This is a genomic window from Flavobacterium profundi, assembly GCF_006491645.1.
Taxonomy (GTDB): domain Bacteria; phylum Bacteroidota; class Bacteroidia; order Flavobacteriales; family Flavobacteriaceae; genus Flavobacterium; species Flavobacterium profundi.
The window spans coordinates 196,963-218,968 of record NZ_VDCZ01000002.1; the positions used below are offsets into that span (position 1 = coordinate 196,963).

The window sequence follows — 22,006 nt, forward strand, 5'->3', positions numbered from 1 at the left end:
TATTTTTAAACGGCTTTTCTTTTATAAGGAATTGTTTGTCGATTTTCTAATAATTAATTCCGGTTCTAAAATAACTTTTTTCTCAATTTTTACTTTTTCAGTATTATTGATTTGTTCCAAAAAGACTTTAGCTGTCATTTTACCCATTTCTCTAGGAAACTGATCTATAGTACTAATCGAAAGTTCCATAAATTTTGTAAAAGGTTCATTACTAAATCCAATTACTGAAAAATCTTCTGGAATTTTAATACCTTTTTCCTTTAATTGTTGAATTGCTCCTAAGGCAGCAAAATCACTCGCTGAAAACAAAGCATCAGGAGGATTTTTCATAGAAAGTAATTTTTTAATCGCTTTTTTTCCATCATCCAAATTACTTTCAGTTCGTACAACATAATCCGGTTCGTAATCGATATTGTTGTCTAATAACGCTTGTTTATAGCCCAAAAAACGGTCTTTAAAAATTTCAATATTAGTATCCCCTGAAAAATGTGCAATTTTAGTTCTTCCAGTATCAATTAAGTGTTGTGTTGCTTTATAACCTCCATTAAAGTCATTAATAGTAACCGAACTCACATTATTTAATGATTTTTTTCTATCAAAGAAGATTAAAGGTACATCTTTCTTCAAAATGCGTTCAAAAATAGAGTTTTTACTACTTGAAGTAGAAATAAGAATTCCATCCACTTGCGCATTCAATAAGGCCTCAATATTATCACCTTCTTTTATTTCATTTCCATCCGTTTGACAAATGATAATATGATATCCATGCGGATTTAATTCTTGTTCAATCCCTCTAATTACGGAACCAAAAAAATTACTGTCTACTCGAGGTACAATAACACCAACGTTATTGCTTTTTCCGCTTTTAAGTGCCAGAGCTAACTTATTTTGTTCATAATTCATTTTTTGAGCCGTTTTTAGAACAAGTTCTTTGGTGGCTTCGCTAACATCATTTTGATTATTAAGCGCTCTTGATACTGTTGCAGCAGTAATATTTAATTTTTTAGCGATATCGTAAATAGTGGTTTTTTTCTTCATTTATAAGGAATCTACTTAAAAGGTATTAATAATAAAAAACTTTAAGTGTAATGGATTAAGAAAACAAAAATAAGTATATTATTAGATTTATCAATATTTTTTTAATCTATGAATATCACAATTATTTTAAGTAATTATTATGCATTGAATAATTATTTAATCTTTTTTTTATTTTTTATTAAAATTTACTTGTTTAGTAACACACTTTTATTTATTTTCGTAATCGATTACGGTAATAATTTATTAATTAATAAATCTAAAATGAAGTTTCCTTTTGAAATACTAAAACTAATGCTTGTTATTCTTGTAATAACTTCAATAGATTCATGTAAACATAAAAAAGAAAATACAGCAGTTCAAAATGAAAAAACGGCTACTAAAATTTTAAACGAAATTATTGCTTCCGTAAAAGAACCACAATTTAAAAATGAGGTATTTAATATACTTGATTATGGTGCAATTGCAGATGGAAAAACGTTAAACACTAAAGCTATCGAAAATGCAATACAAAAATGTGCAAAAAATGGTGGTGGTGTGGTTGTAATACCTAATGGTAAATTCTTAACAGGTCCGATTCATTTAGAAAGCAATGTTAATTTACATTTAGAGGAAGGAGCAGAAGTCTTATTTTCTACTAATCCTAATGATTACTATCCTTTAGTACACACTTCATTTGAAGGTATTGAACTTCTTAATTATTCACCATTAATTTATGCCTATCAAAAAAATAATATCGCAATCACTGGTAAAGGGATTTTAAATGGTCAAGCCAATGAAACCAATTGGTGGCCATGGAAAGGAAGTACTTCTGAAGGACATTCGTATGGATATATTGAAGGTAAACCCTCTCAAAAAGACAGTTTAAACTTACCCACATTAATGCATATGGGACAAAATGAAATCCCTCTAGAACAAAGAACATTTGGTAAAGGACATTATTTAAGACCTAATTTTATTGAACCTTTTGAGTGTACGAATGTGTTAATTAAAGATGTTACCATTATTAATGCTCCATTTTGGATCATCCATCCCATAAAATGCAATTCAGTAATTGTGGATAATGTTTCAATTACAAGTCACGGACCCAATAACGACGGTTGTGATCCTGAATATTCCAAAAATGTAATCATCAAAAATTGCACTTTTAATACAGGTGATGATTGTATCGCTATTAAAGCAGGAAGAGATGCAGAAGGGAGAAAAGTAGGTATTAAAAGTGAAAATATTGTAGTTCAAAATTGTAAAATGATTGATGGACATGGAGGTGTTGTAATTGGCAGTGAAATGTCTGCTGGAGTACAAAACGTTTTTGTTGAAAACTGCATTATGGATAGTCCTAACTTAGAAAGAGCCATTCGTATTAAAACCAATACGAGAAGGGGAGGAACAGTTGATGGAGTATATGTTAAAAATTTAAAAGTTGGAGAAGTGAAAGAAGCACTCTTAAAAATAAATTTAAAATATAGCATCTATGACAATCAAGAAGGCGATTTTATTCCTAAAGTTAAAAATATCTTCTTAGAAGATGTAACTGTCAAAAATTCTGGAAAATATGTAATTCTAGCGGACGGTTTAGAAAACTCAATCATTGAAAATATAGAATTTAAAAATGTATCAGTTGATACAGTTCAAAATGATTTTTCACTAAAACATGTCAGTAAAGTACTATTTATTGATACCTACATAAATAAAAGAAAACTAACCAACAACCCTAATTAAACTAAATTTTATTATGAAGATGAAAATTTTATTAACCCATAGGCAACTCTATTTAATTGCGTTGTTTCTATCTTTATTCATATCCCAAAATGGATTTGCACAAAATGGCAAAATTAAAATTTCTGGAACAGTAATAGACTCGAGTGACAAATTACCCATTCCAGGAGTAAATGTATATGAAAAAGGCACTAAAAATGGACAATCTACAAATTTTGATGGTTTTTTTGAAATTGAAACCAACAATCCAAATGCCACACTAGTATTTAGTTACATCGGTTATGTAACAAATGAAGTTCAAGTAAATGGTCAAACTAAATTAACTGTGAACCTTATTCAAGACACAAAAAAATTAGATGAAGTAATTGTCATTGGATATGGAACCTCAAAAAAAGCTGATTTAACAGGATCAGTTGCAGCCATATCAAGTGAAGAAATTCTAAAAAGACCTGTTACAAATGTCGCAGAAGCTTTAACGGGGCAAATTGCTGGAATAAACATTACCACTACAGAAGGTTCACCTGATGCTGAAATTAACATTCGAGTTCGTGGAGGCGGCTCATTATCTCAAGATGCTTCACCATTGTATATTGTAGATGGATTTCCGGTTACCAGCATTAGTGATATTTCTCCATCCAATATTGAAAATATTACTGTATTAAAAGATGCTTCTTCTACTGCAATTTATGGTTCAAGAGGTGCATATGGTGTTATTTTAATTACTACAAAATCTGGAACCAAAGGAAATAAAATAGAAGTTTCCTATAATACCTTTACGGGATTCAATAAAATTCGTAAAACATTAGATATAAATGGTTCTAAAGACTATGTAAATTGGCAATACGAATATGCTTTATTAACAAATGATTTAACTTCATTCGAAGATTATTTAGGAACTTGAGATAATATCAATCAGTACGATAATACACCTACAACTAATTGGCAAGACAATATTTTTGGGCAAACTGGAATTGTACAAAATCATGATTTAAGTGTAAGAGGAGGTTCTGATAAAATCAATTACAATTTTAATTATACTCATTATGATTTGAAAGGAATTATGATTGGTTCCAATTATAAAAGAGACAACTTATCGTTACGATTAAAAAGTAAACCGAATGATAAAATTAATCTGAATTATACCGTAAGATATTCCAATACTGAAATTAATGGTGGAGGAGCCAACGAGCAAAATGAAAAATCTACGACAGATTCTCGTATGAAACATTTTATTGGTTATGCTCCTTTTGAAATTGATGGTGTTACCAGTAGTAATACGGATGAAGATTTAGCCAGTAACTTAACAAACCCTTACATTAGTGTGGCTGATAATAACAGACGTCAGTTGAGAAGAAATTTTAACATGTTAGGAGGGATTTCATGGAATATTACTGACGAACTTCAATTGGCTACAGATTTTGGTATCGATTATTATAAATTTCAGGATTATCGTTTCTATGGCTCGACTACCTATTACGTAAATAATGCACCAGCTCCTGAAAATCAAGGTGTTCCAGCTCTAATTTTTAGTACAAGAGACGATAAAAGGTTTAGAAATGCAACTACCCTAAACTATGATTTTAAAAAATTACTTGGAAATGAGCATCATTTAAAAGTTTTATTAGGAGGGGAAACTATTAATTTTCAATCGAATACCTTAACCAATACCATTCATCGTTATCCTGATTTCTTTACTTTTGAAAATGCGATTAACTTAACGCCTCAAGGTGTTCCTTTTTCAACTGAAAATTATAATTTACCAGAGGATAAACTATTATCATTCTTTGGTAGAGTTAATTATGACTATAAAAATAGATATTTACTTACAGCAACGTATCGCGCTGATGGATCTAGTAAATTTTTAGGAAAAAATAGATGGGGTTATTTTCCTTCAGTTGCGGCTGCTTGGAAAATATCAGAAGAAAGTTTTCTTGAAAACGCAAAATGGTTAAATCTATTAAAAGTTAGAGTAAGTTATGGTAAAGCAGGTAATAATAATATTCCTGTTGGACAAACAATTCAAACGTATCAACCTAACATCACTTCTTGGATAAATAATGTGAATACCTATTGGACAACTTCAAATGTTTTGGCTAATCCTGATTTAAAATGGGAGACCACTACAACTCAAAATTTAGGTATTGATTATGAGATTTTTAATGGAAGAATTACTGGTACTTTTGATACGTATAAAAATATAACAAATGATCTATTATTAAATTTCAATATTCCTGGAACTGGATATGTTTCTCAATATAGAAATATGGGTGAAATTCAAAATAAAGGTATTGAAGCTTCTTTAAATCTAGACGCGATTAAAAAAGAAAAATTCAATTTAAGTCTGGCTTTTAATATCAGTCTTAATAAAAACAATATCAACTCTTTAGGTGAATCTCCAGATTTTAAATGGCCATCAAGGTGGACATCTGCTGTTGATACCGACTTTTTAGTAAATGTAGGACAACCTTTAGGTCTAATGTACGGTTTTCAAAGTGACGGACGTTACGAAGTATCTGATTTTGATTATGCTGGTGGAACATATACTTTAAAAAATGGTGTTGCTGACAATTCATCAATTATTAATACTCAAGTTGTACCAGGTTCTATGAAATTAAAAGATATTAATGGAGATGGAGTAGTTGATTTAGAAGACAGAACAGTAATTGGAAATGCAAATCCAAAACATACAGGTGGTTTTATTATTAATGCTAATTATTCCAATTTTGATTTTTCTGCTGGCTTTAATTGGAGCTATGGGAATGATGTATATAATGCTACTAAAATTGAACATTCTACAGCAACACCAAATGGAGGACAATTTAGAAATTTATTGACTACTATGGCTGAAGGCACTAGATGGACAAATGTTGATCCTAACACTGGTAGTTTAGTAACAGATCCTACCGAATTAGCCGCTTTAAATGCAAATACAACCATGTGGTCTCCTTTCTCAAATTATGTTTTCACTGATTGGGCTGTTGAAGATGGTTCTTTTTTAAGACTAAATACAATTACATTAGGATATAGTTTACCAAATCAACTTACACAAAAAATAGGTATCTCTAGATTACGATTATATAGTACGGTAAGTAATGTATTTGTATGGACGAAATATTCTGGTTTTGATCCAGAAGTTTCAACTAGAAGACAAACTCCATATACTCCAGGAGTTGATTATTCACCTTATCCAAAAAGCAGACAATTGCTATTAGGATTAAACTTAAATTTTTAATAACTAAAACTATTATAAAATGAAAAATAGAATATTAGTTTTTGCAATCATTATAAGCGCTATTTTAAGCTCTTGTGAGGAAGATTATCTCGATTCTAAAACATTATCTACCTTAGATGAATCTGTAATTTTTTCAACTCCAGGATTAGCACAAGGTGCTGTAGATGGTATTAAAGTTCCTTTTGGTGAAACCAATTCCTACAGAGGTCGTTTCTTACCATGGTACGGAATGAATACCGATATCGAATGGTATAATGCTTCGGAATCTACTTCAAATGATAATGCCACTTTATGTAATTATAATGCTTTACCAAATAATTCCCAAATGAATACTTCTAACAATGCTTGGGATAAAATGTACCAAGGTATTGAAAGAGCCAATATTTGTATTCGTGGTTTACGTGCCTACGGAAATCCAACACCTGGTTCAGAATTAGGGTATTTGTTAGGTGAAGCCTTAACTTTAAGAGCTGTTTATTATGCCGATTTATTAAAAGCATGGGGTGATGTGCCTGCGCGATTTGAACCTATAAATTCGGAAACATTGTATTTACCAAAATCAAATAGAGATATCATCTATAAGCAATTAATCCAAGATTTAGGTGAAGCTGCTGATTTAGTGCCTTGGCCAAACGGAAATACAGCTACTGGAAGTGTTGAAAGAGTTAATAAAGCATTTGTAAAAGGATTAAGAGCAAGGTTAGCGCTTGCAGCTTCAGGATTTCAACAATATCCTGATGGAATTAGAAGAAGTAATGATCCTGAATTGTCAATTCAAAATATGTACACTTTAGCTTTTAATGAATGTAAAGCAATTATCGATAGTGGAACGGCTCATTTAGAACCAACATTCGAAGGTTTATGGAAAAAATACAATCAAGAAAATACCCAAGCTGGAGGTGAATCGTTATGGGAAATTCCTTTTTCAGCAGGTAGAGGTAGAATGCTATTTACATTTGCTGTAAGACATACAAACAATGATCAATATCATTCTAATGGAAATAATAGAGGAGGACAAGCTGGTCCATTACCTTTTATCTTTTATGATTATGATGAAGCAGATACAAGAAGAGATGTAACCTGTGTACCTTATTTATGGGGACCAGCTACAAACGGATTTGCAAAACAACAACTAGGCGCATTGAATAAATGGTATTTTGGTAAATACCGTTATGAATGGATGAATCGAATTGTAACTTCTACTAATGATGACGGTGTCAATAAAATATACATGCGCTATGCAGAAATACTTCTAATGGCTGCGGAAACAGCAAATGAATTACAAGGTCCAAGTGCTGCTGCTCCATATTTAAAAGAATTACGAATGAGAGCTTTTGATCCATCACAACATCCAACTAAAGTGGATGCTTATGTGGATGCTTTGGGTAGTAAACAACAAATGTTTGATGCTATCGTAGAAGAACATAAATATGAATTTACAGGTGAAATGGAACGTAAACAAGCCTTAATTCGTTGGAACTTATTAGAAACAAAGTTAGTAGAAGCTAAAGCAAAAATGTTTGATTTACAACAAAGAGCAGGAGACTATTTTGATGTACCTTCTACATTGTATTATAAATATGCAAGTGATAATGAAACGCTAATAATTTACGGATTGAATAGAAATGAAAATACAGATCCAGGTCCTGACTATACCGCTTTCCAATGGGATAATCTTACAGATTCTAAAATAAATGCCCTATATAGTAGTGCTACGAGTCCAAATAATAGACAATTTTGGCCTATTTGGCAGGTCTTTTTAGATTCTAGTAACGGCACATTGGTTAACGATTACGGATATTAATTGGACCCGTTTAATTTGAGTTAGTATACTTGTAAAATTTGTTTTTCCGAGTGCTTGAGAATGACATTTCGTTTGAATTAGGTTTTCTTATGGCATTCGGTAAAACAAATTAGTTTCTAAACCCAAAACTTTATTTTATTTAATCGATTAAAAATCAACAAAATACAAAATCATGCCAAAAAAAATACTCTTTTTATTGCTTTGCTTTGTGTTATCCATTTCTTTTAGTCAATCACAAAATATTGATGTTTGGGATTTTGGGGCTACACCATTAGATACGAACCTATATACTAATCATTTGAATGAAACAACTATTAATTCTTGGTATGATGGTAGTATAACGCCTGGTAGTACCAGTATTAATTTACCCACAAGCTTTACAGCTGGAGATTTATCATGGACTGGTAATAGCGGTGATCGATTACGAACTACAAATACGAATTTAACTCGTTATGATGCCAATATTGCTAGTGTAACTAATTTTAACGGAAGAATATATTGTAATGGAACTCCCAATCTTTCGAATGGCATTCCTACCAATAGATTTATGCAAATAACCTTAAATGAAGATGATGAAGTAAGCATTATATCTAGAACGGATGCTGGTGGAGATTTAACATTTATGGATGAAACTAATCCATCTTTGCAAACTGACATGATTAACTTAACTTCAACAAGTGGTGCCACTACTGAAGCTAAATTTGTAGCAAAAAACACAGGTACTTTTAAACTTTATGTAGCCAATGGAAAAGCTAGTTTTTATAGAATTTACCGAAAAGCGGCAGTATATACAACCGTTTCTGGGTCAATTGATGTGACTCAAGCAGCTTCAATTCCTAATTCATATGCTGTTGTTTTTACCAATCTAGCTGGAAAATCTTGGACAGCACAAATGAATGCAAATAATACGTATCAAATTGATTTACCTCAAGGATATAGTTATACAGCTAGTTTAATGGATGCGAATGGTTTTATTATAACGAATGGTCAGTCATTAGACTTATCGACAGTAATTACTCCAACATTTACTCATGATATCACAATTTTAGAAGTTTCTTTATATGAGGTAACAGGCTCAATCATTGGTTTAAATACGAATATAAATGACTTGCAACTATTATATACAGCTGATTCATCGAGTAATACTGTATTTGTACCAACGCCTGTAATCAATTTTAATACGAGTACTTATTCGGTGCAACTTGAAGCTAATATTGCTTATACAATTACAGCAAATGGAGTAAATGATTATGAATTAGACTCCAATACAATCACAATAGCAAATTCTAATACGAATTCTAATATTACTTTTTCTCCAAAACCAACGTATCCTGTTTCAATTACGACAACAGGATTAACAACTACTGAAGAAAGTAATTTGCAACTTACTTTTTCAAATTTAAATGAACCTAATTATACCTATTCTTTTTCATCAATTAGCGGAATCAGTTTAAGAGATGGTGTTTATACTATTACTACAAGGGGTTTAGATCTTTATCCAATGCAAATGGCATTGACATCTAATCTAGTTATCAATGGTAATCCTGCTTCAAAAAATATTGCTTTTGAACCTGTTACCAATTGGCCATTTAACGATCAAGTGATAACAACATCAAATTCAGCTTATAAAGGCTTACTTTTTTCTGGAAATATCTCCAACTCTATGAGTCAAGGACATTTAATCGCACAAGCTGGTTCTTCCATACAAGTACCTGTTAATGTGGGTGATAAAATAACTATAGATTATTATTACTCTGCTAATTTTTCAATTGAAAATGGTGCTGTAATTAGTACTATAAATTCAACGGGAACAACTTCAACAACAGATAGTGTAGAATATACTTACACAGGTTCAAATTCGGGTTACATTACGATAAACAATAATGCAACTACATATTTTACCAATATCAAAATAGGAGGAACACTACCTTACAGTGCAACAATTACCGTTGGAACAAACAAAGATTTTGCTACAATAAATGAAGCCTTATTGGCAGTTTCACAAATGGTACGAACTCCTTCAGAAAGAGTTACTATTCTTATAGATCCAGGAAATTATGAAGAAATGTTAGTTGTTGATCAGCCTTTGATAACCTTGAAAAATGCAGCTTCAAATCCTACAATTGGATTATTAAATGCAGGAGTAGATATTGATCCAAATGCAGTTAGAATAACTTCTTATTACGGGCATGGTTATACGTATTACAGCATGTCATCCGATCAGAAATGGCATCAAGATGTATTGAATGTAAACTTACAAAATGGTTATCCTTCCTATCAAAATACAGGAGCAGGAACAACTAATGGTTCCTATTGGAATGCAACCGTGGTTATTGCTGCAGATGGTTTTGAAGCGGAAGATATCATTTTTGAAAATTCATTTAATCAATATATTTCAAATAAAGAATCGCAAGATATTGTTGTAGCATGGACAAATGGAAGTCCAGGAAATAGACCTACAAATGCAGGTAACACAACGGTACAAAATAGAAGTTATGTTGAAAGAGCAGCTGCAATTGCTATTAAAAACAATGTGCAAAAAGTAATTTTAAATAAATGTAGAGTTGTAGGAAGACAAGATTCCTTTTATGGTGGAACAGGTGCTAGGGTGGCGGTTTATAAAGGAGAAATAATGGGAGCCGTGGATTATATTTTTGGAGCCATGGATGTTGTCTTCTATCAAGCTAAATTAAGCATGAATGTAAGTGATGCTTCAAATGATTCAGCCTATATTACTGCAGCCCAACAAAGTACTGGGCGTGGTTTTTTAATGTATGAATGTACTATTACTACTGCACAACCAGGTTCAGAAACAGCTTCTATATACAGAGCAAAGCCAGGTTATTTTGGGCGACCTTGGCAAGCCAATACCAGTGAGGTTGTTTTTTATAATACTACAATTGAAACTTCAAATTATCCAGGTTTTGTAGGAAACTCATTGATTATGCCTTTAGGTTGGCAAAATACTCTTGGAGGAAATTCAAGCGGAATGTATGAATATGGAACTGTTGAACAATCCAACGAAAATAATACACCTAGCAGAGCTTCTTGGTCAACCTCTTTAAACACACCCTATCTAAATGATGGTACAGAAGTTACAACTTTCAATTTTACGAAAGGAAATGATAATTGGGATCCATTTCCGCAATTAATTGCAGATGACTTATTAGGAAACACTCCTTTTGAACAAAATCGTGCGGTAAATGTATTTTCATTTAAGAACCATATCTACTTCAATAATGTAACCTCACTTACAACAGTTACAATTTATGCACTTAACGGTGCCTTGACTCAATCCTTTGAAATCAATTCAAACCAACAAATTGAAATGAATCAAGGAATTTGGATCGTTGTTGTAAAGGACTCAATAAACCAAGATTCATTTAAAGTTATAACGTTTTAAAAATATAATATGAAAACTTACCTTTTAATTTTCTGTTCCCTAATCTATGCTATCAGTTCATTTGGACAGAATTATTACATGGCAACTCCACAAGGCTTTGGAGCAAATGCGACTGGTGGAGGTAATGCCACACCAGTTACAGTATCTACATATACGGCTTTTAAAAATGCATTATTGTCAACTTCTCCTACAAATGCCGTAATATTAGTTTCAGGAACCATCGATTGCGAATATACGAGTGTACAATTGAACAATAAATCAATCATTGGTTTACCAGGTGCTAGATTAAGAAACCTACAAATTACGGTTGGTAATTCCAGCACTTCTGCTGCTAATTCGGGTATTTTAAATATCAAACCAAATTCTAATAATGTGATTATTAGAAATCTAATTTTTGAAGGTCCTGGAGCATATGATGTTGATGGAAGAGATAATCTAACAAATGAAGGTACTAATGTTTGGGTGGACCATTGTGAATTTCAAGACGGGATGGATGGTAATTTTGATAATAAAGGTGCAGCTGATAACATTACTATTTCCTGGTGCAAATTTACGTATTTAAAAGCGCCAATTGCTGGTGGTTCAGGAGGTTCAAACGACCATCGTTTTACTAATTTAGTAGGTTCTTCCGCAACTGATGTTACAGCTGACGGTCATTATAGCATCACTTTTCAAAATTGTTATTGGGCAAATGGTTGTAAAGAAAGAATGCCGCGAGCAAGAAATGCCGAATTACATTTAGTAAGTTGTTACTACAATACTTCAGTTGCTAGTGCAAAAGCTATTGGACTAGGCGGTGGTACTAATAATTCAACTTGTTATGTAGAAAATACAAATTTTGCCAATATAGCGAATGTGTATACTTATTATAGTGGTGATGGAGGAACAGTAGCTGTCGCATTCAATAATTGCTTAAATGGTGCTTCAAATGTGGGTTCCGTAACAGCACCATCTTATAGTACAACACCAGTTCCAGTAAATGAAGTTGAAAACTTATTAACTGATCCTACTTGTGGTGCTGGAGCTACGTTACAAGTCTCTGCATCAGGAATTATTACACCTAGTAATTGTTCGACACTTTCAAACCCAAAAGTAAATGAGCAAACCATTCGTTTTTTTACTTCTATGGCAGATAAAAATATTGAAATTTATCTTCCATCAGCCATTACAAATGGAGTAGAAGTTGTTATTTATGCTTTAAATGGTCAACAAACAGATAAATTTGAATACAAAAATCTTTTAGCAAACGAGAGTATAAAAATTAATATTGAAAATTTAGCTAAAGGAGTATATTGTTGCAATGTAAAGTTTGATAATCAAATGGAATCTTGGAAATTCGTTAAAAACTAAATAAATAACTACTACTTTGATTTAACACTATAACTATTTTTTTAAAAATTTACTTAATCGATTACGAATATTAAAACTACAATTATGAAAACAAAATTACTTATCTGTAGCATGATTATGCTAATGCAATCCATGATTGTTTTAGGACAAACTAAAACTTGGGATTTTGGAAACGATGATACAACCTGGCCATTAAGCTCTGGAATAGGAACTTCTCCAATAGTTGTAGATAACCTTGGATTATATCCAATAGCAACAAATTCAAATTTTGGTGCGGTTACAAGTAGTAATGCTACATTTGATGATGGATTCACTGCTCCAAGAAGATTTCAATTAAATGGTGGTGGTGGAGTAACAGCTCCAGTTTACATGCCTACACAACGTTATCTATTTTTCGATGTAGATGGACCTTGCACTGTTAAAGTTTGGTTTAAAACTGGAAGTAATGGTACGCAGAGAACGGTTTATGTAACTGATGGTAGCAATTTAATAGGTGAAGGATCTTCAAACGATGGAACAAATGCAGACTTAGTAATTTTTACTGCTAATTACACTTCACCAACAGGAGGTAGATTGTATGTGTATGGTAGTTCAGCTTGTAATTTATATAAAATGGAAGTTACTGGAGCAAATGTTAGTGCAACTTTAAGCAATGATTCTTTCACAAATGAAATTGCAACAAAAATTTATGCTAATGAAAATCAATTATATATAACAAATATTGAAACGGAGAATACAATTTGGGTTTATAATTTAAGTGGTCAGCTAGTAAAATCTTTAACTACAACTGAAGATACAACTATGACTTTATTAAAAGGGTTTTATATCGTAAATGTCGAATCTTCTGAAGGAAATAAAAAGTCTTTTAAACTAATTATTTAAAAAGAACCTATGAAATTATTTGTTGTGCAAATACAAAAAAATAGCATTATCCTGATTTTTTTCATCTTGATAAACAGTAATGCGATGTTGTTATTTGCACAGCAAATGATTCAAAAAGATACTTCGTATACCATTCATTCTGAATATATAAAACAGAAAAGAAAATATCCTCAAATAACTATTGTTAAACCTGATACAACGAAGAATACCATAACAGTAACTCATAATATCATTTACAATAAAAAGAATAACAAACCTTTACATTTAGATGCGTATTACTTTAAAAGTAAAGATAAATTACCTGCTGTGTTTTTAATTCATGGAGGAGGCTGGAAATCTGGTAATAAATCTATGTTACAACCTTTAGCGCAGTCTATTTCTAAAAAGAGATATCAATGTTTCTCCATAGAATATAGCCTTTCTAATGAAGCAAAATATCCTCAATCTATTGATGATATTTTGGAAGCCATAACCTTTGTAAAAAAAGAAGCTGCAAAATTTAGTGTTGACACTTCAAAAACAGTAATCTTAGGTTGTTCTTCTGGCGGTCAAATGGCAAGTTTAATTGGAACAAAATATCCTAAAAAAATTCAAGCTATTGTTAATTTAGATGGCATATTAGCTTTTCATCATCCTGAATCAAAAGAAGGTAAATTAGCCTCAAAATGGTTAGGAGGTACTTATGAAGAAAAACCTGAGGTTTGGCAAGAAGCTTCAGCTCTTTCTCATGTTAATGAAAATACACCGCCCATTTTATTTATTAACAGTCAATTTGAACGTTTTCATGCTGGAAGAGACGACATGATTCAAATTTTAAATCAATATCACATTTACAACCAAATAAAACAAATTGAAAATAGTCCACATACTTTTTGGTTGTTCCATCCATGGTTTAATGAAACCACAATTTGTATCACCCAATTTTTAGATAAATTTTTTAAATCAAATCCATAAAATGAAAAAGATAACAGTTCTAACAGGTATCCTATTGCTACTGAATTTATCCGCTTGTAAAAAGAATATAGAACCCGAAAGTACAATAGATGAGCAAGCCCAAAAAGAATCAACTGAAGTAAAAACCTATGCCGAAATTTCTATAAAAGAAGGTGGTCATTGGGAAGGAAGAAAATACTTAGAAGGTACATTTAAAAATGTGGACAGTTTAAAAGTTCCTGCTGAACATACCGATCATTCATGGTATATTCGCTATGAAGGACCAGGTTGGGAAAGCAATAAAATTGGTTACCGACTCTATTTAGACTGGAGAAATGCAATTGATATTTTTGGTAAAAAAACAGACACCATGGTACTTTCTAAAGTAGGTCTAGATGGCTTCGATTCCTATCACGAAATGCAAAACTGGGGTTCCGATATTTTAAAAGCGGGCAAAGGTTTAGGTATTGGTGCTGTAGGTCGTTACGTGAATAAAGAAGTATTGCATTTCAACGAAGTAGATTCTACATTTGCTAAAACTGAAAATTTTGATAATCAATCTGTAGTTAAAGTGAATTATTTTGGTTGGAAAACCAATAATCAAAAAACAAATCTTATTTCTAATCTAAGCATTTCAGCAGACGAAAGATACACAAAACACACTATCCAAAGTTCTGAAGCACTAGAAGGAATTTGTACTGGTATCGTAAAACTTAGCGATTTACCATTACTTCAAAAAGAAAGTGAAAATAAAAAATGGGGATATATAGCTACTTATGGTAAACAATCTTTAGTACCAGATCATTTAGGAATGGCTATCTTCTATAAAAAAGAAACTATAAACGAAATAACAGAAGGTAATTACGATCACGTACTTGTTTTCAAACCTACAACTTCAGCTATAACCTTTTATTTTTTAGGTGCTTGGGAACAAGAGAGCAATGGAATTCAATCTCAAAAGGAATTTTTATCTTATCTTAATCAAAAATTAACCGAATTAAACGCTACAGATAAATTAAAATAAGAATGAAAAATAAGAGTAAAATCCTAGTCCTACTTTGTTTTGGATATATTTTAATACAATGTAAAGCTGATAAAAATAAAGCAGTCGCATCTGATTCAGATAATACTAATTATATTATTTCAGACACCTTAAAATGGTCGGAACGAATGGCTTTAACCCTTATGGAGCAACATCCTAAAGCCTATCAAATTGACGACAAAGAGGAACCAAAATGGGACTATGTACATGGTTTAGTATTAACCTCTTTTGAAAAATTATATGAAAAAACAAAAGATAAAAAGTATTATGATTACATTAAAGGTTATGCAGATGCAACAATCGATAGTTCGGGTGTAATCGCTTCTTACAAATATGAAAACTTTAATATCGATATGATTGAAGCTGGGAATATTTTATTCAATTTGTATGATACTACTCAAAATGATAAGTATTTGAAAGCCATGCAACTTCTTAGAAAACAATTATCAGAACATCCTAGAACTACAGAAGGTGGTTTCTGGCATAAAAAAAGATATCCTTCTCAAATGTGGTTAGATGGTTTATTTATGGCAGAACCTTTCTATGCACATTATACAACAAAATTTGAAAATGGAGCAAATTTAGATGATGTTGCGAAACAATTCGAACTCATTCAAAAACAGGCATATGATTCCAAAACAGGCTTATTGTACCACGGCTGGGATGAAAGTAAAAAAATGGACTGGGCAAATAAAGAAACAGGAACTTCACCCAATTTTTGGTCACGTTCTCTAGGTTGGTATGCAATGGCATTAGTGGATGCTTTGGATTATTTTCCTGAAAATCATCCGAAACGAAAAGAATTAATCGCATACTTAAATCAATTAGCAAAAGCTTTAGCAAAACAACAACATCCTTCTGGTTTATGGTATCAAGTAACGAATCTAGGAGATAAAGAAGGAAATTATTTAGAAGCATCTGGTTCGGCAATGTTTGCATATGCTTTTGCAAAAGGAGCAAACAAAGGCTATTTACCTATCGAATACAAAACAAAGGCTAATAAAGCTTTTGATGGCTTAATTGAAAAATTAGTAAAAGTTTCGGAAAAAGGTAACGTTATTATTACGCAAGCTTGTGCTGTTGCAGGTTTAGGTGGTAATCCTTATCGAGATGGCTCATATGAATATTATATCAACGAAAAAAAGAAAGATAACGATCCTAAAGCAACAGGACCTTTTATTTTAGCAGCAATTGAATTAAATCGATAAAATGAATTATAAACCAACGCATATTGCAACAATTATAGTAGTACTTTTTGTCTCCTTAACAAGAGGTCAGGTTTTAAATAAATCATGGAAAGATATTATTTACAAAAGTGAAAGAGCTTGGTTTAGTACTACTGAAGCAAAAGAAATAGCTGAAAATGTGCTTTTATACCAAAGAAATATTGGAGGTTGGCCCAAAAATATTCAAATGCAACAGAAATTATCAGAGGATGAAAAAGATGCATTAAGTGCTCTAAAATCGAGTACAAAAGAAGTGACTACAGACAATGGAGCAACCATTCAAGAAATGGAGTTTTTGTCTAAAATATATGAAAATGTTCCAGATAATCGTTATAAAGAAGCATTTTTAAAAGGTATAAACTACCTTTTAGAAGCCCAATATGAAAATGGAGGTTGGCCTCAGTTTTATCCACTTAAAAAAGGATATTATACGCATATTACATATAATGATGATTCTATGGTTAACATTCTTTCACTTCTAAAAGAAATTAAAGATAGAAGTGATTATTATTCTATAAAACCAAATGAAGAAATTGTTTCAAAAGCGCAAACTGCTTTCAATAAAGGAATTGATTGTATTTTAAAAACTCAATATAAACAAAATGGGGTTTTAACAAGTTGGTGTGCCCAACACGATGAAAAAACATTATTACCAGCTAAAGGTAGAGCGTATGAATTACCTTCGTTAAGTGGCCATGAATCTGCTAATATTGTATTATTACTAATGGCTGTTGAAAATCCTTCTCCAGAAATTATAAAAGCAGTACATGCTGCAGTGGCTTGGTTTGAAAAAGTACAAATAAATAACCTAAGAGAAGAACGAATTTATAATGATGAAGGTAAGGTAATTGATAAAAAATTAATCCATGATGAAAAAGCAAAACCCCTTTGGGCAAGATTTATGGAGTTAGAGAATAACAAACCTTTCTTTTGTGATCGAGATGGGATTAAAAAATACAGCTTAGCAGAAATCGGTCCCGAAAGAAGAAATGGTTATGCTTGGTATATTACAACACCTGAAAAAGTACTAAAAAAATATCCTAAATGGAAAGAAAAATACGGTATTACAGCTACAAAAATACCATCTGAAGATAAGTACTATATGGTTGTTGCCCAAGATGGTAGCGGTGATTATACAAATATTCAAGAAGCCATAAATAATGCAAAAGCTTTTCCTTATGAAAAAATTACCATTTTTATTAAAAAGGGTGTTTACAACGAAAAAATAAAAATTCACGAATGGAATACGAATATCCATTTAATTGGTGAAAGTAAAGAAAAAACCATAATTCGGTATGATGATGCCTTCAACAAAGTAAGCCTCGGAAGAAATAGTACTTTTTATACCTATACACTTTTGGTTGAGGCAAATGATACTGTTCTACAAAATCTTACTATCGAAAATGCAGCAGGAGAGGTGGGACAAGCAGTAGCTTTATCGGTTTTTTCCAATAGAGTAGTGGTGGAAAACTGCAATATCTTAGGAAATCAAGATACGTTGTATGCTTCAGGCATTGGTAAACAATACTATAAAAATTGTTATATTGAAGGTACAACCGACTTTATTTTTGGAAGCGCAACCGCCTATTTTGAAAATTGTATAATTCATTCTAAAAAAGATTCTTATATAACTGCTGCTTCTACACCTAAAGATGCCAACTTTGGTTATGTTTTTAAAAATTGTCATCTTACAGCTTCTGATACTACTACACAAGTATATTTAGGCAGACCTTGGAGAATTTATGCTAAAACTGTTTTTATTCAATGTACTTTAGACCAACATATTCTTCCGGAAGGATGGCACAATTGGTCTAAACCCGAAGCTGAAAAAACAACTTTCTTTGCCGAATTTGAAAATAAAGGAGCTGGAGCAATCTCTTCTAAAAGAGTTGCTTGGTCACACCAACTAACCAAAAAAGAAATAAAAAGGTATCGTTTACAAAATATTCTAGGAAGTAATGAAAGTCAATCCAATTGGTATGAAACTAAATAATTTTATAATTTTGATACTTTTTTTTTGGAGTTGTTCAGCTTTAAAAACGAATGATACCCAATCCATAACTATTTATATGATTGGCGATTCAACAATGGCCAATAAAAAAAATCCAAATAGCAATCCAGAGCACGGTTGGGGACAAGTCTTACCTAATTTTTTTACTGAAAATGTGATTATAAAAAATCATGCTGTTAATGGAAGAAGTTCAAAAAGTTTTAGAGATTTAAAACATTGGAAAGCAGTTCTAGATTCCTTACAAAAGGGAGATTATGTATTCATACAATTTGGTCATAACGATTCAAAAGATACAGATCCAAAAAGATATACCAATCCGCAAACTTCCTATCGTTATAATTTAATGCGTTATGTAGAAGAAACCAGAGCAAAAGGAGCAATTCCAGTTTTATTTTCATCTATAGCGCGTAGAAAATTCAATGCTGAAGGAGTATTATTAGATTCTCATGGTAATTACACCTTAATTACGCGTTTAGTTGCTCAAGAAATGGATGTTCCTTTTATCGATTTACAATATACAACAGAGCAATTAGAAGAAACTTATGGGGTTGAAGCATCAAAAAAATTACACCTGCATTTTAAAAAAGGTGAAAATGAATATTTTCCTGATGGCATCGAAGATAATACGCATTTGTCTAAGTTAGGAGCCAATGAAGTAGCTACTTTAGCAGTAAAAGAACTGTCAAAAAAAGTACCCGCATTAAAAGATTATAGTAAACTTAACGAATGAGAATTGGGTGTAAAATAGCTCTTTTCTTTGTATACAAAAGAATACTCCTGGTTTTGTAGTTGGAAATACAAGCAGTAATTCCCATTGGTTTACTACAAACCTAAATTAGTTATATATCTATAATTTTTAAGATTATATATTTTTTAAATAAAAAAGTAATCGATTACGAGAAATAAATTACTGCCTATTAACCATATAATTTAAACTTTAAATGAAAGGTTATGAACCCAATTCAAAATTGCAAAGCAAGAAGTAGTATACCTTAAGTTTTCTCAATCTTAAGGAAAAAAAGTAATTAACAATTCAAACAAACACAAATCATGAAAAAAAACATCTTATTCATGCTTGTATTATTTAATATAGGCATGACAACCTCATGGGCAACAAATTATTATGTCGCAACTAATGGTAACGATTCTAATTCAGGTACTTCAACTAATAATCCTTTCCAGACTTTGACCAAAGCCATCAATCAAGCGACAGGAGGCGATACAATTTATGTAAGAGGTGGTACTCACAATTACAGCAACACTATAGTGATTACTAAAAACGGTTCGTCTAGTGCAAAAATTAATGTTTTTGCATACAATAATGAAATACCCATATTAAATTTCAGTATGAGTGAAGGTGCTTCTAATAGAGGTATTGTATTAGATGGTGATTATTGGAATTGGAGAGGCATTACTATTCAAGGTGCTGGTGATAATGGTATGCTTTTATCGGGTAATAATAATACTATCGAAAATTGTATTTTTAGAAACAATAAAGATACTGGTCTACAATTAAGTAGATATAGTACTAATGCAAGTAGCATCAGTCAATGGCCTACAAACAATTTAATTTTGGACTGTGAATCGTATGACAATAAAGACAGGGGAAATGAAAATGCCGATGGATTTGCGGCAAAATTAACTTGTGGAACTGGAAATATCTTTAGAAACTGTGTGGCGCATCATAATATAGATGATGGTTGGGATTTATATACCAAAAGTGATACTGGACCAATTGGTGTGATTATTTTAGAAGGTTGTATTGCACATCATAATGGTACTCTAACTAGTGGTGGCACTTCAGGTGGAGGTGATAAAAATGGGTATAAATTAGGATCATCGGCTCATCAAATCAATCATATTGTAAGAAGATGTATTGCTTTTAATAATGGAAAACATGGTTTTACTGATAATGGTAACATTGGTGCCATAGAATTTACAAATAATACATCATATAATAACGAAGGTTATAATTGGCATACTAGAGACGGTGCAAGCCATATTTTTAAAAATAATCTTTCTTTTGATAATGGTACTAATGATCGCATTAGAGGAAATAGTACCGCACCAAATTCTTTTGTTGGAGCAACAGGTGGTTTTACCGTAACTAGTTCTGATTTTGTAACTTTAACTATGGGAGCCAATGCAAATCCTACAGGAAATGGTTTTCTTAATTTAAATTCGAATAGCGATTTAATTGATGCGGGTGTGACTTCTACAGGAATTACTTATTCTGGTGCTAAACCCGATTTAGGTGCTATTGAATCCGGAACAACAAATGGAGGAGGAGGAACAGCCGAAATTCTACTATCAGCAACTGCTACTAATAGCGCTGTAAATTTAAATTGGAGTATTTCAAATCTTACTGTTACAGGTTTAGAAGTTTACAGAGATACCGATTCTAATCCAAGTGGAAGAGTACGTATTGCACAAGTTCCAACAACTACAAGAAATTACACTGATAGCAATGTAACAAATGGAACTACCTATTATTATTGGATAAAAGCCAATGGAAGTATCAATTCAAATGCTGCTTCTGCAACTCCAGCTGGTTCTAATGGAGGTGGTTCAACAAGCAATCAAATTCATAATTTTACCTTGTCAGAAAAAAACAGTTCTTTTTATAGTATTTCAGGAAATATGAATGCAACTGATGGTTCCGTAACTTATAACGGACTCAACTTAACACGAAGATTGAAAATTGAATCCAGTACTTCCATTGCTTTTAGCACAACAACTTCAGCAACATTAACATTAGTATTTGACAGTAATTTTACCGGGAATGTAAAAGTTGATAATGTTTCTTATGCAGCAAGTTCAGGAATTGCAACTATAAGTATATCAAGTGGTTCGCATACTATAACGAAGGATAATGTAGCCAATCTATATTATATCAGTACAATTTTTAACTCCAATCGTATGAGTTATGGAACTGAAAAAGAAAGTACCAATGAAACTGATATTGTAGTGTATCCCAATCCCGCACAAGGTGATTTACAAATAAAACTTCCCAATAAATATGTAAATGGAACTATTACAGTAATAAATCTAGAAGGAAAAGAAATTTTAAAAAATGATATTGAAAATGATCAAAGCAAAGTAGATATAAGTTTTTTAAAATCAGGAGTTTATATTCTTAAAATAAATAGCAATAATGGTTCCTATACCAAACGATTTGTTAAAGAATAAGTAAATGAATAACCCGATAAATAAAACTATCGGGTTTCTTTTTTACAAAATCCAGAGACTTTTAAAGTTTTAGTCTCAATTAAGCTATTTCTTTTCAAAAATTAATAGATTTTTAACAGCAAATGTAAGATAGTTAACATTTGTTCCTTTATATCATTAGTAATTTTGTAATACCAATAA

Annotated in this window: 14 protein-coding genes; 13 read left to right on the plus strand and 1 reads right to left on the minus strand. The window is 31.6% G+C overall.

Annotation, left to right across the window (positions count from 1 at the left end; all coding sequences use genetic code 11):
* Positions 1 to 21: 21 nt before the first annotated feature.
* Positions 22 to 1,038: a LacI family DNA-binding transcriptional regulator gene (locus FHG05_RS03715; RefSeq protein ID WP_140996671.1), complete on the minus strand. Its 1,017-nt coding sequence runs from the start codon at positions 1,036 to 1,038 to the stop codon at positions 22 to 24.
* Positions 1,039 to 1,299: 261 nt separating this feature from the next.
* Between FHG05_RS03715 and FHG05_RS03720 the strand changes: the two genes are divergently transcribed.
* The 13 genes from FHG05_RS03720 to FHG05_RS03775 all read left to right on the plus strand — a co-directional run bounded on the left by FHG05_RS03720 (position 1,300) and on the right by FHG05_RS03775 (position 21,826).
* Positions 1,300 to 2,757, plus strand: coding sequence for a glycoside hydrolase family 28 protein (locus FHG05_RS03720; protein WP_232338046.1), 1,458 nt, complete (start codon positions 1,300 to 1,302; stop codon positions 2,755 to 2,757).
* A gap of 13 nt (positions 2,758 to 2,770) precedes the next feature.
* Entirely contained in the window at positions 2,771 to 3,655 is an 885-nt protein-coding gene (locus FHG05_RS18585; protein WP_235889672.1) for a TonB-dependent receptor plug domain-containing protein, read from the plus strand.
* Between the two features lie 6 nt (positions 3,656 to 3,661).
* Positions 3,662 to 5,986 carry a SusC/RagA family TonB-linked outer membrane protein gene (locus FHG05_RS03725; RefSeq protein ID WP_262710443.1) on the plus strand — a complete coding sequence of 775 codons (2,325 nt, stop codon included), beginning with the start codon at positions 3,662 to 3,664 and terminating at the stop codon, positions 5,984 to 5,986.
* A gap of 19 nt (positions 5,987 to 6,005) precedes the next feature.
* Positions 6,006 to 7,790 (plus strand): RagB/SusD family nutrient uptake outer membrane protein, encoded by a 1,785-nt coding sequence (locus FHG05_RS03730; protein ID WP_140996672.1) that lies wholly within the window; start codon positions 6,006 to 6,008, stop codon positions 7,788 to 7,790.
* 172 nt (positions 7,791 to 7,962) lie between these two features.
* The gene (locus FHG05_RS03735) at positions 7,963 to 11,193 is read left to right on the plus strand and encodes a pectinesterase family protein (protein ID WP_140996673.1); all 3,231 of its coding nucleotides are present in this window, start codon (positions 7,963 to 7,965) and stop codon (positions 11,191 to 11,193) included.
* A 9-nt stretch (positions 11,194 to 11,202) separates the two neighbouring features.
* A complete protein-coding gene (locus tag FHG05_RS03740) occupies positions 11,203 to 12,543 on the plus strand; it encodes a pectate lyase family protein (RefSeq protein WP_140996674.1) in 1,341 nt (446 codons plus the stop codon).
* Between the two features lie 84 nt (positions 12,544 to 12,627).
* Entirely contained in the window at positions 12,628 to 13,425 is a 798-nt protein-coding gene (locus tag FHG05_RS03745) for a T9SS type A sorting domain-containing protein (protein ID WP_140996675.1), read from the plus strand.
* A 9-nt stretch (positions 13,426 to 13,434) separates the two neighbouring features.
* Positions 13,435 to 14,379 carry an alpha/beta hydrolase gene (locus tag FHG05_RS03750; RefSeq protein ID WP_140996676.1) on the plus strand — a complete coding sequence of 315 codons (945 nt, stop codon included), beginning with the start codon at positions 13,435 to 13,437 and terminating at the stop codon, positions 14,377 to 14,379.
* Position 14,380: 1 nt separating this feature from the next.
* Complete coding sequence (locus FHG05_RS03755; RefSeq protein WP_140996677.1) at positions 14,381 to 15,382, plus strand: DUF4861 family protein; 1,002 nt, start codon at positions 14,381 to 14,383, stop codon at positions 15,380 to 15,382.
* A gap of 2 nt (positions 15,383 to 15,384) precedes the next feature.
* Positions 15,385 to 16,608 carry a glycoside hydrolase family 88/105 protein gene (locus tag FHG05_RS03760; protein ID WP_140996678.1) on the plus strand — a complete coding sequence of 408 codons (1,224 nt, stop codon included), beginning with the start codon at positions 15,385 to 15,387 and terminating at the stop codon, positions 16,606 to 16,608.
* Position 16,609: 1 nt separating this feature from the next.
* Positions 16,610 to 18,619: a pectate lyase gene (gene pelA, locus FHG05_RS03765; protein ID WP_140996679.1), complete on the plus strand. Its 2,010-nt coding sequence runs from the start codon at positions 16,610 to 16,612 to the stop codon at positions 18,617 to 18,619.
* Between the two features lie 10 nt (positions 18,620 to 18,629).
* The gene (locus FHG05_RS03770) at positions 18,630 to 19,367 is read left to right on the plus strand and encodes a rhamnogalacturonan acetylesterase (RefSeq protein ID WP_317130130.1); all 738 of its coding nucleotides are present in this window, start codon (positions 18,630 to 18,632) and stop codon (positions 19,365 to 19,367) included.
* Between the two features lie 320 nt (positions 19,368 to 19,687).
* Complete coding sequence (locus tag FHG05_RS03775; protein ID WP_140996681.1) at positions 19,688 to 21,826, plus strand: T9SS type A sorting domain-containing protein; 2,139 nt, start codon at positions 19,688 to 19,690, stop codon at positions 21,824 to 21,826.
* Positions 21,827 to 22,006 lie beyond the last annotated feature (180 nt).